This window comes from Streptomyces sp. NPDC021093, from assembly GCF_044333135.1.
GTDB lineage: Bacteria > Actinomycetota > Actinomycetes > Streptomycetales > Streptomycetaceae > Streptomyces.
In genome coordinates this window covers 26560-37632 of the sequence record NZ_JBIRQJ010000002.1, presented here as the reverse complement: position 1 = coordinate 37632, position 11073 = coordinate 26560, and the positions used below count along the sequence as shown (strand labels likewise).

Annotated in this window: 9 protein-coding genes; all 9 read right to left on the bottom strand. The window is 71.2% G+C overall.

From position 1 onward, the window contains the following. Window positions 1-83: 83 nt before the first annotated feature. The 9 genes from ACH4SP_RS05495 to ACH4SP_RS05455 all read right to left on the bottom strand — a co-directional run bounded on the left by ACH4SP_RS05495 (window position 84) and on the right by ACH4SP_RS05455 (window position 10499). Window positions 84-1367 (bottom strand): MFS transporter, encoded by a 1284-nt coding sequence (locus ACH4SP_RS05495; RefSeq protein WP_398409615.1) that lies wholly within the window; start codon window positions 1365-1367, stop codon window positions 84-86. Continuing rightward, a complete protein-coding gene (locus ACH4SP_RS05490) occupies window positions 1364-2389 on the bottom strand; it encodes a TauD/TfdA family dioxygenase (RefSeq protein ID WP_398409612.1) in 1026 nt (341 codons plus the stop codon). Before ACH4SP_RS05490 ends, ACH4SP_RS05495 begins: the two co-directional genes overlap by 4 nt. Before the next feature lie 80 nt (window positions 2390-2469). Continuing rightward, window positions 2470-3498: an isocitrate/isopropylmalate dehydrogenase family protein gene (locus ACH4SP_RS05485; protein ID WP_398409610.1), complete on the bottom strand. Its 1029-nt coding sequence runs from the start codon at window positions 3496-3498 to the stop codon at window positions 2470-2472. Window positions 3499-3505: 7 nt separating this feature from the next. Next, window positions 3506-4780 (bottom strand): pyridoxal phosphate-dependent aminotransferase, encoded by a 1275-nt coding sequence (locus ACH4SP_RS05480; RefSeq protein ID WP_398409608.1) that lies wholly within the window; start codon window positions 4778-4780, stop codon window positions 3506-3508. After that, window positions 4699-5346 carry a 3-isopropylmalate dehydratase small subunit gene (leuD, locus tag ACH4SP_RS05475; protein ID WP_398409606.1) on the bottom strand — a complete coding sequence of 216 codons (648 nt, stop codon included), beginning with the start codon at window positions 5344-5346 and terminating at the stop codon, window positions 4699-4701. The genes ACH4SP_RS05480 and leuD overlap by 82 nt, the downstream gene beginning before the upstream one ends. 9 nt (window positions 5347-5355) lie before the next feature. Next, complete coding sequence (gene leuC, locus ACH4SP_RS05470) at window positions 5356-6756, bottom strand: 3-isopropylmalate dehydratase large subunit (protein WP_398409604.1); 1401 nt, start codon at window positions 6754-6756, stop codon at window positions 5356-5358. Beyond that, window positions 6753-7973: a LeuA family protein gene (locus ACH4SP_RS05465; protein ID WP_398409601.1), complete on the bottom strand. Its 1221-nt coding sequence runs from the start codon at window positions 7971-7973 to the stop codon at window positions 6753-6755. Before ACH4SP_RS05465 ends, leuC begins: the two co-directional genes overlap by 4 nt. A gap of 637 nt (window positions 7974-8610) precedes the next feature. Beyond that, window positions 8611-9459, bottom strand: a complete 849-nt coding sequence (locus tag ACH4SP_RS05460; RefSeq protein WP_398409599.1) for an ArsR/SmtB family transcription factor — start codon at window positions 9457-9459, stop codon at window positions 8611-8613. A gap of 335 nt (window positions 9460-9794) precedes the next feature. After that, entirely contained in the window at window positions 9795-10499 is a 705-nt protein-coding gene (locus ACH4SP_RS05455) for an ATP-binding cassette domain-containing protein (RefSeq protein WP_398409597.1), read from the bottom strand. Window positions 10500-11073: the final 574 nt, after the last annotated feature.

Here is an 11073-nt window from a genome sequence, read left to right as displayed (position 1 = left end):
CGGCCGGGCGCGGAGAACAACTGGGCGGAGGGAAGCGGGAGTTGTCCCCCCCACTTCCCTCCGCCCGTCCCGCGACCGCGTGCTCAGCCCTCGGCCGCCTCCAGCTCTTCCAGCCGGGGGTGCGACCGCACCGACGTGCTCACGGTGGCCGCGATCGCGAGGGCCAGCAGCGCCCCCGCGCAGGCCAGCACGGTCGGCACCCGGCCGACCGTCTCCAGCAGCACTCCCCCGGCCATCGGTCCGAGCGCCGCCGCCGTGCTGAGGGTCACCCCGATCGCGCCCGCGAGACGCCCTCGCATCTCGGCGGGGGTGCTCAGCAGCTGATGGGTGCTCACGATGGCGGTGGCCGTCGGCGCGAGGAAGGCCATGCTCCCCAGGACCAGGCCGAACGGGTAGCCGGGCTCCACCACCGCGAGCAGCGGCACCAGGGCGACCGCCGCCCAGGACAGGGTGGTCAGTGCCGCGTACGGGGTCAGCACCCGCCGCAGCCGGGGCGCGACGAGCGCCCCGAGCACGCCGCCGACGCCGAGCAGCACGCCGATGGTCCCGGTCTCCGCCGCGGACTGGCCGGCCTGCTGGGCGATGGCGATGGCAGCCAGCAGCAGGGCGCTGAACACCAGGTTGAAGCCCGTGGTGAGCAGCACGGTGACCCGCACCAGCCGGTGCCCGTACATCCAGCGCAGTCCCGTACCGACGCTCTTCAGCAGCCCCTCGGAGGGGCGCACCGCCGAGGGCCCGGCGCGCTTGGGCACCCGCAGGAAGAGCAGGGCGCCGAGCGACACCAGGGAGCTCACGGCCTGGGTGGCGAAGGGCAGCATGCGCAGCAGTCCGTACAGCAGGCCGCCAAGACCGGGGCCGACGATGGTGGCCACGTGGTAGCGGGCGGTGTTCCTGGCGACGGCGGCCGCGAGCTGGGTCCGCGGCACCACTTCGGGCAGCAGCGCCTGGTCCGCCGCGTTGAACAGGGCGGTGGCCGTGCCCTCCACCACCGCCACCGCCATGATCAGGGCGAACGGCGTGTTCCCCAGTGCGACCGCGACGGCGAGCAGGGCCAGCGCCACGGCGCGCGACGCCTCGGACCACAGCATGACCCGCCGGCGTGACATCCGGTCGACGAGCGCCCCGCCGGGCAGTCCCACCACGAACCGGGTGGTGGCGACGGCGAACTCGACCAGGGACGCCTGCAGTACGGACCCGGTGAGCCCGAGCACCAGCAGCGGATAGGCGAACAGGGTTGCCTGCGAGCCGAGTTGGGACAGGACGTTGCTGATCCACAGGATGTTGTACTCGCGGTTGCGGGACAGCGGGACGACGGCGGTGTCGTCCGTCCGCGCGAGGGCCCGGACCGTACTCCCCTCCGTGGTCACCCGAGGGGCAGCGGTACGGCACCGCCCGGAGCCGACGTCTGCTCCGCGGGGCGCAGGCCCGACCAGGGCAGGGCGTCGGCCATGCTGACGAACAGCTCGCGGGGCGGGACGAAGGGCGCCCTGCCGTGCGCGACGGAGAGGTTGTCCACGATCAGTACGTCACCGGTGCGGCAGGTCACGTCCCGCTGCTGCGCGCGGTGAGCGGCGTGCAGCTGTCCGACGGTCTCCTCGGAGAGCTCCGAACCGTCGGCGTGGAAGGTGTTGGTGGGGATGCCCCAGGGGCCGTACTCCTCCAGCAGCACTTCGCCGAGTTCCTTCTCCAGCGTGCTCGCGTGGAAGAACGTCATGTGGTTGAACCAGGACCGCACCCCGGTCTCCGGGTGGGTGGCGACCGCCCAGCGCAGCTGCCTGGTCTGTACGTGATCCTCGTCCAGCCAGCTGACCTCGATCCCGTTCCGCGCGCAGTAGGCCCGCACCGTGTCGGGGTCCTGGGTGCCGAAGGCCTCCTGCCAGGAGAGGCCGAGTCCCGGCCGGAAGTTGCGGACCAGCAGGTAGCCCTCCTCGTCGAACCGCTCGACGGTCTCGCGGGGCAGTTCGCGCAGCAGCGCCCGGCAGTCGGCGAGCCGGTTCGCGCCGCCCTGCGGTGCGCCCTGCTTGCAGAAGAAGAACAGGTAGCGGGGCACGCTGAGGTTGTAGGACTGCTCGGTGTGGAGAAAGATCTCCTCGGTGGGCGGGTGGTCCGTGGCGGTGAAGACCCCCGGATGCAGCTCGGTGCGCGGCGAGGAGCGTTCGGTGTAGCCCAGCGGGTTGCCGACCACGCTGTTGACGAAGGTGTCCAGCTCGTCCCACTCGCCCCAGGTGTAGCCGCTGAGCAGCGCCGCTCCGCTGTCGACCACGGCACTGCGCAGGCGGGGTCCGTGCTGGGCGCCGAGGGCGGTCAGGCTGTGGCTGCCCGAGCTGGACATTCCGGCTATCAGCCCGTCCAGCAGGGGCTCGGTCTTGAGGTCGATCTCCACAGGCATGGTGGGGCAACTCCTTCTCTGGGGGCGTTCTGTCGGGCGGTTCTGCCGCGTGGTGTGCCGGGTCGTCCGGCGGGCGGTGCTCAGCTCACGGCGGCCCGGATCGCGGCGCCGGCCTCACGCGTGGTGAGCGTGCCGCCGAGGTCGGGGGTGCACCGGCGGGCCGCCAGTGTGGTGCGGACCGCCTTGTGCAGCGCCTCCGACTCGGCGGTGAAGCCCCGGTCGCGCAGCAGCATCGCGGCGCTGAGCACCGCGCCCGCGGGGTTGGCGAGCCCCTTGCCGACGATGTCCGGCGCGCTTCCGTGCACCGGCTCGTACAGGCCCATCCCGGTCTGCGGGTTGATGTTCGCCGACGCGGCGGTGCCGATGCCGCCCGCCAGTTCGGCGGTCAGGTCGCTGAGGATGTCGCCGTAGGAGTTGTTGGTGACGATCACGTCGAAGGACGGGGCGTCGGTGACCAGCCGCATCGCGGCGGCGTCCACGTAGAGGTGGCTGGAGGCCACTTCGGGGTGGCGCCCCCGCGCCTCCTGCCAGCAGCGCTGCCAGAGCCTGCCGCCCGAGCGCACGGCGTTGGACTTGTCGACCATGCACACCGAGCGGCGGGCGATGGAGTACGCGTACTCGATCACCCGGGACACGCCGAGGTGGGTGCTGACCTCCTGGTCGACGGCGATCTCGTCGGGGGTGCCGGGGCGCAGGGTGCCGCCGATGCCGCTGTAGAGGCCCTCGGTGTTCTCCCGTACGACGACGCAGTCGATGTCGCGGCGGTCCTCGCCGCGCAGCGGGCTGAGCCGGTCGTCGAGCAGGACGGCGGGGCGGAGGTTGACGTACAGGTCGAGCTCGGTGCGCATCTTCAGCAGGACGCCGCGGGCGTACTCGGTCGAGGTGACCCGCGGGTCGCCCACCGCTCCGAACAGCACGGTGCCGGCCGCGCGGATCCGTTCGAGTTCCGCGTCGGTGAGCGCCACGCCGGTCTTCAGGAAGCGGTCGGCGTTGATGTCCTCCAGGAAGGTGAACTCCAGCCCGGTACCGAGCTCCTGCAGGGTCAGGACGGCCTCGGCGGTCACTTCGGGGCCGATGCCGTCCCCCGGTACCACCACGATGTTCGGCATGGGTTCCTCAAGCTCTTTCGGAAGGCTGGACGGATGATTTCGGTGCGCGGTCCGCCCGCGCGAAGGTCTCCAGGCGCTGCTGGGCGGCGTCGAGTTCCGCCGACTCGCGGTTGAAGGCGACCCGCACATGGCGCAGTCCTCCCGCGGCCCGTGCGAAGAACGAGGTGGCGGGTGCCACCAGCACCCCGGCCTCGGCGGCCAGTCGGCGGGCGAAGTCCGGGCTGTCCTCGTCGGTCAGCCCGCTGATCCCGGCCATCACGTAGCAGCCGCCCTGCGGGACGGTGCAGTCGAAGCCGGCCCGCTCCAGCATGCTCACCGCACGGTCGCGGCGCTGCTGCATCTCCGGGGCCGGGTCCCAGCGTGCGGGGCCGAACAGGTCCGCGGCGGCGGCCGCGTGCTGGAGGGGTGCCGCGGCGCCTCCGGTGGTCGCCACGTGGACGCGCCGCAGCATGTCGGTCCACGCCGGGGCCGCCCGCAGGAAGCCGAGCCGCCAGCCGCTCACGGCGTGCGACTTCGACAGGCTGCCCACCACGACGGAGCGGTCGGCGAGAGCGGGCACCTCGGCCACCGAGAGGTGCCGTGCGCCGTCGTAGACGTACCCGGCGTAGACCTCGTCGGAGACGACGGTGGTGTTCCACTTCTGGCAGAGCGTGGCCACCAGCTCCAGCTCCGCCCGGCCGAGCAGGCTGCCGGTGGGGTTGCTGGGGCTGTTGAGGACGAGGGCGCGGGTGCGTACGGAGAACGCGTCGATCAGGTCCTGCGGCTCCAGCGACCAGCCGGGGCCGCGCAGCGGTACGAAGCGGGGCACGCCGCCCGCCATGGCGATGGCGCTCAGGAAGTTCTCATAGAACGGTTCGAGGACGATCACTTCGTCGCCCGGGTCGACGGAGGCGAGCAGGGCCACGCAGAGCCCCTCGCTGCCGCCCGCCGTGACGGTCAGCTCGGTCGCCGGGTCGGGCCGGCCGGGCAGCGCAGCGGCGATCCGCTCCCGCAGCACAGGGCTCCCCTCCGGGGTCTCGTACTGGTTGGTGCCCTCGCGCAGCGACCGGCAGGCCTGCTCGACGAGTTCCGGCGGGGTGCGGGGCCAACTCGGGGTGCCGACCGCCAGGTTGACCGCGCCCGCCGCCGCCCCCTGCCGCAGCAGCCCGGCGAGTCCACCGACCGGCAGCCGGTGGACCCGGTCCGCTCCGGCCTGAGGCGTCACCTGGTGGCCGCCGGGTCCTGGGCCGCTGCCGCCGCCGCTGCCGCTGTCGCGGAGCCGCGGGGTATGGCCGGCAGCCACGGCTCGCGCCGGCTCTCGTACGCGTCGATGAGCGAGCCGCGCTGGATCGTCACCTCGATGGTGTCCAGGCCCTGGAGCAGGAGCCCGCGTGCGCGGGGCTCGGCGGTGAAGGTCCACCGGCGGCCCGCGGCCCGCAGTTCGAGTGCCTGAAGATCGACGGTGACCTCGAAGCCCGGGTCCCGCTCGGCGGCCGCCATCAGCTCCTCGACCACTTCGAGCGGCTGGTCGACGGGAACCAGCCCGTTGTTCAGGGCGTTGCGCCGGAAGATGTCGCCGAATCCGGTGGCCACGACCGCGGTGAAGCCGCCGTCCTTGAGCGCCCACACCGCGTGCTCGCGGGAGCTGCCGATGCCGAAGTTCTGTCCGGCCAGCAGCACGGTGGCGCCCTGGTGCTCCGGCCGGTCCAGGACGAAGCCCGGCTCCTTGCGCCAGCGGGCGAACAGCGCGTCGGCGTAGCCGCTCTTGACGACCCTCTTGCAGTACTCGCCCGGGACGATCTGGTCGGTGTCGATGTTGTCGCGGCGCAGGGCGACGGCCCGGCCGGTATGTGTGATCAGGGGTTGCATGGCTCTCTCTCAGCCCAGGTCGGCAGGTGCGGTCAGGCGGCCGGTGACGGCGGTCGCGGCGGCGACGACGGGTGACACCAGGTGGGTGCGGGCGGTGGCGCCCTGGCGGCCCTCGAAGTTCCGGTTGGAGGTGGAGGCGCAGCGCTGGGCCCCCTGGAGCCGGTCCGCGTTCATGCCCAGGCACATCGAGCAGCCGGGCAGCCGCCATTCCGCTCCGGAGTCGGTGAACACCTGGTGCAGGCCCTCCTGTTCGGCCTGCTCGCGCACCTGCATCGAGCCCGGCACCACGAGCAGCCGGGTCCGGTCCGCGACCTTGCGCCCGCGCAGGACGTCGGCGGCCGCGCGGAGGTCCTCGATCCGGCCGTTGGTGCAGGAGCCGAGGAAGACGATGTCGACCGGCACGTCGCGCAACGCGGTGCCCGGTGTCAGGTCCATGTACTGCAGGGCGCGTTCGGCCGCCGCGCGTTCCACCGGGTCGGTGAACGCGGCCGGCTCGGGCACCCGGCCGCTGAGCGGCGTGACCTGGCTCGGGTTGGTGCCCCAGGTGACCAGCGGCGACAGGTCCGTGACGGCCAGTTCGAAGGACCGGTCGAAGGTGGCGCCCTCGTCGGTGCGCAGCGTGCGCCAGTGCGCCACGGCCGCGTCCCAGTCGGCGCCCTTCGGGGCGTGCGGCCGGCCGGCCAGGTAGTCGAAGGTGGTCTCGTCGGGGGCGACGAGCCCGGCCCGCGCACCGGCTTCGATGCTCATGTTGCACAGGGTCATCCGGGCTTCCATGGAGAGCGCCCGGACGGCTTCGCCGCGGTACTCGATGACGTAGCCCTGGGCGCCGTTGGCGCCGATCTCCGCGATCAGCGCCAGGATGAGGTCCTTGGCGCCCACCCCGGCGGGCAGGTCTCCGGTGAATTCGACGGACATCGTGCGCGGCCGGTTGATCGCCAGGGTCTGGGTCGCCAGTACGTGCTCGACGTCGCTGGTCCCGATGCCGAAGGCCAGGGCGCCGAACGCGCCGTGCGTGGAGGTGTGGCTGTCGCCGCAGACCACGGTCATGCCCGGCTGGACGAGGCCGAGTTGCGGGCCCACCACGTGCACGATGCCCTGCCGGCGGTCGCCCAGCTGGTAGAGCTCGATGCCGTGGGTCTCGCAGTTGCTCCGCAGCGTGTCGATCTGCAGCCGGCTGACCGGGTCCGTGAGCTCCGTGGAGTCGGTGGGGACGTTGTGGTCCTCCAGCGCCAGGGTGAGTTCCGGGCGGCGCACCGATCGGCCGGTCAGCCGCAGCCCGTCGAAGGCCTGCGGGGACGTGGCCTCGTGGGTCAGGTGCAGGTCGATGTACAGCAGATCGGGTTCGTCGTCCGTACGGTGCACGACCCGGCTGTCCCAGAGCTTCTCGGCGAGGGTGGCGGCCCGGCTCATCGGACGCTCTCCATGGCGGGTGCCGCCACGACCGCGGACTCCTGCCGGACGGCCGCGCTCTCCTGCCGGGCGAACCGGCGGGACAGGCTCTCGCGGACCACGTGCAGTTCGTCGCACTCGCCGCCCTCGCGGCTGGCGATGTAGTCGTGGTAGAGCTCGTCGAGCAGCGCGTTGTCCGCGGTGACGCCGAGCTGGTCGAGCAGGTGGGTCAGGATGGCCCGGCCGGAGTGGCGGCCGACGAGCATGGAGCGCTCGCGCCCCACCCTGGTCGGTTCCAGGTACTCGTAGGTCTCGGGTTTGGCCAGCATGCCGGCCTGGTGGATACCCGCCTGGGTGGCGAAGGCGTACTCGCCGAAGATGGCCTTGTTCCGGGGGGTGGGCATCGAGATGGCGCGGGTCAGCACCTGGTAGGCCGCGTGCAGCCGCTCGGTCCTGATGCCCGTGGTGAAGCCGTAGTGGGCTCCCTTGTAGAGGAGTACCGCGGCGAGTTCCTCCAGCGCGGCGTTCCCGGCGCGTTCACCGATGCCGCCGAGGGTCACCTGCATCTCGTCGGCGCCCGCTTCGAGACCGGCGAGGGTGTTCGCCACGGCCAGGCCGAAGTCGTCGTGGCAGTGGATGGAGAGCACCACCGACGCCGGGAGCCATTCCCTTACCCGGCCGGTGAGCTCACCGAATTCGGCGGGCACCATGCAGCCCGAGGTCTCCCCCAGCGCCAGCGTGGTGGCGCCCGCCTCCAGCGCCAGGTCGACATAGCCGCGCAGCAGGTCGAGTTCGCCGCGGCTCGCGTCCTCGATGCCGACGGAGATGTCCGTGACGCCGAGTCCCTTCGCGACCTCGACCGCCCTGCGCACCTCGGCGTACGCCTGGGCCCGGGTGATGCCCCGCTTGTGCTCCAGATGCAGATCGCTTCCGGTGGCGAGCAGTTGGATCTGGTGCCGCTCGGTGCCGCCCGCTTCGACGGCGACCTCCACGTCCTTGGGAACGGAGCGGCAGAAGGAGGCGAGCCGGGCGGTGACCAATCGCTCGGACATCATTCGGGTCGCCTTGAAATCAGTACTGGAAGCGGCCGGGAATCCCGTTTCGATGAGATCCACGCCCAGTTGCTCTATCGCGAGCGCGACCTCAAGTTTCTGGTCTGCGTTCATCGCGTTTCCCGGCGCCTGCTCACCATCGCGGAGCGTGGTGTCGAAGACGGAAATGCGGCGGAGTTCGGACATGCTGGTGACCACCTTTTAACCTCCCCCGTTGCGCTGCCGAAAACAGGTGGGGCAGTCGTCGGCAGCGCAACGGTGATCCCTCAGTGCCGGCACCCCGGAGTGGGAGTTCGGCACGCGACGTGGGTGAAGTCCGTACAGGGGAACTCCCGTGCTCCTGCCCGGGGTCTCCTGCGGAACAGGGGTCAGCCTGCCCGTCCGTCAGGTGGGTCCGCCATGACTTTAAGCGGGCGGCAAATACGGCAGGTCGGCCGGTCTTCCGGCCCCTCGGCCGGGCGCTCGGTCTCGTACCCGTGCTCGTATCCGGGCCCACGCCGCACTCGTATCCGCGCTCACATCGCGCTCGCACCGCACTCGTGCCGCGCTCGCGTCCCGCCCGGCGCAGGGGGGCAGTTTTCTGCACCTCAGAACTACAGTCCGCGCCCCTCCGTCACCCCGGTGCCCCGCCTAGGGTTCCCCGTACCGGCGCAGACGCGCCTGTTGGCCGTCCTCCCGCTGAACGGAAGATCGCAATGCCACAAAACCCTGGCTGGAAGCCCGACAAAGAGCGCCCGCTGTGGCCCTGGATACTCCTCGCCGTCATCGCGGTGGGCGTGTGCATCAACGTGGCGCTCACGGTCTGACCGCGGGGCACCGCGTCTCAGGCCACCAGGTCGCGGAAGACCAGCGCGTTGCCCAGCGGCGTGAGCGCGTGCTGGACCTTGTTGAACGTGCGGATCGTCGTGATCAGACCCGCGTTGCGCAGCACCCCCGTGTGCTGGCTGGCGGCCGCCGCGGAGATGCCCACCCGCTCCCCCAGCTCGGTCGTCGTGCAGCTGTCGGTCAGCGCGCTCAGCACCGCGGCCCTGGTCCGCCCCAGCAGTGCGCCGAGGGCCCGCTCGTCGGCGTCCTCCGCGCCGGTCCACAGCGGCAGGATCCACTCCCGCTTCACCGGGATCGGGTAGGCCAGCATGGGCGGTTGTACGTCCTCGTGGCCGGTGAGCAGCACGGGCGGCCGGGAGTACAGGAAGAGGGTCGGCACCAGGAGCAGTCCCTCCTTCTCCAGGCGGACGTCCGCGCCGTCGCCCGGCACTTCGAGCACCGGTGCCTGCCAGCGCAGGCCGGGGTGCAGCGTGCTCATCAGCTTGTCCATGCCCCCGCTGAGCAGGATCTGTCCGCGCGCCGCCCGGTCGATCTCCAGGCGTCCCGCCACCCGCTTCCAGTACGGGGCGACCGCCGTCCGGTAGAACGCGGCGACGTCCCTGACGATCTGCGGTCTGCCCTCGGACTCCGCGAGGTCCGCGCTGCTGCCGGCCGACGTGGCCTGGCGTACCAGCCGGTAGATATCGGGAAACGGCCGAATGGTCTGGGCGAGTTTCACCAGAGCACGCGCCTGCGGATCAGAGACGGCCTTTCTGCGCCAGGCGTCGAACTCGGAACCGCCTCTTCCCGTACACAGCAGGTCGAGAGCGAAAAGAGTCTCGACGACCTTTTCGGCCCTCGCCGACATGCGCGTTCTCGCTAAACTTTCATGCGCTAAAACAATACGCACCATGCCCCCCCTGCCGAAATACCCACCAACAGGCACTGCCCGTAACCTCGTGAAACTATCACAGTAAACCCCGGCAGCGAATTCAACCCACATGGACTCAGGTCCGGCGAATTCACTCCATGCTGAACATATCGGTCGCCGAGCGAACTCGTCTTTCATTCACCAGGCTGATTGATCTTGTACAGCGGGAGATCCTGCGAAGTTACTTACCTGTAAGTCAGGGCCGAGCCGGGGGCCTGACCAGGGGGCAGATTCAGGGGACGAATCAGGGGTGCCGAATCAAGGGCGCCGATTCAGGGGTGCCGGCGAATCCTCGCGAGGCACCCTTCGATGAGCTTCGCGTCCGCGCCCGCCGCCATGTCGACGACCGCGCCGCACCGCATGAAGACGACGCTGTCCGCCCTGGCGGCGGCGGCGGGATCGTCGGTGGCCATCACGGCGGTGAGCCCGAGGGAGTCGACCACCCCGCGCAGCCCCGCGGCCAGCGAACCGTCGGCGCTCCGGTCCGGCAGGCCGGCCAGCAGGATCGAAGGACCGGCCGCGGCCTCCGCCGCGACCGCCACGCGCTGCCGGACCGCGGCCGGGAGGTCGGCGATCCGCCTGCGCCGGAACCGCCGCAGCCCCGCACCGCGGTAGATCCGTCGCAGCGTGGCCGCGTCCGCACCGGGACCCCGCCGCCGCTCCACCACCTCGGAGACCCGCAGCTGCGGCGGGAGGGTCCCGACGGCCGCCACCTGCCCGACGTCCCGCGGCCCGCCGTCCCCCCACCGCACGTTTCCCGACACGGGCGACGTCTGCCCCGCGATACAGCCGAGGAGCGCGGAACTGCCGGAGCCCGGCGGTCCCATCACCGCCAGGAACCGGCCGGGCCACACCCCCAGCGTCACGTTCCGCAACCCGAAGGCGGAGCCTTCGCCGGGTGCCGTCGACACATCGTCGAGAGCCACCGCCGTGGGCTGCCTGCCGACGGGGTCCGGGTATTCTAGATTGCCCGCCATTTCACCTTCATCGATAGCTGGAATGGTTCATTGCATCCCAGAACAAGCGGTGGACGAAGGAAAAACTATTGGCTTCGCCGAACCCCAAGCTACCGTGCTGGCACCCCATAGGGGGTGCAGAAAACCTCACCCCTGCGTAATCAAAGACGAAATCCAGCCATTCTCGTCCTTTCGAGCAGCCGGCGGGGCTCGAATTCGATACCGCTCATGCATTCGAGAAGTACGAGCGGGCCGCGGCGGGCCTCCCACGGCGCGCTGTCCCGCCGCGTGCCGCGACGACGTCTCCGCGACCGCCGGCAGGACGGTGACCAGGCAGAGCGGCGCACCGCACGGTCTCGCGCACCGCACGTCCCCGTGTGCCGCACACCCCTCGTGCGGCACACCGCGCGGCTCTCCCGCCCGCACACGGGCCGGGCTCCCGCGCAGGAGCCCCTTCCACGCGAATGTGGTGATGCTCCACTCAACTCAGTGCGGAATCAGCTCGGTTCTGGATTCTCCCGGTCATGCCTTTCCTGCCCTCCCACGGGAGGAGAAGTGCGCGTTCTCCGTCGGCCATTTCCCTTTCGCCGTGCAC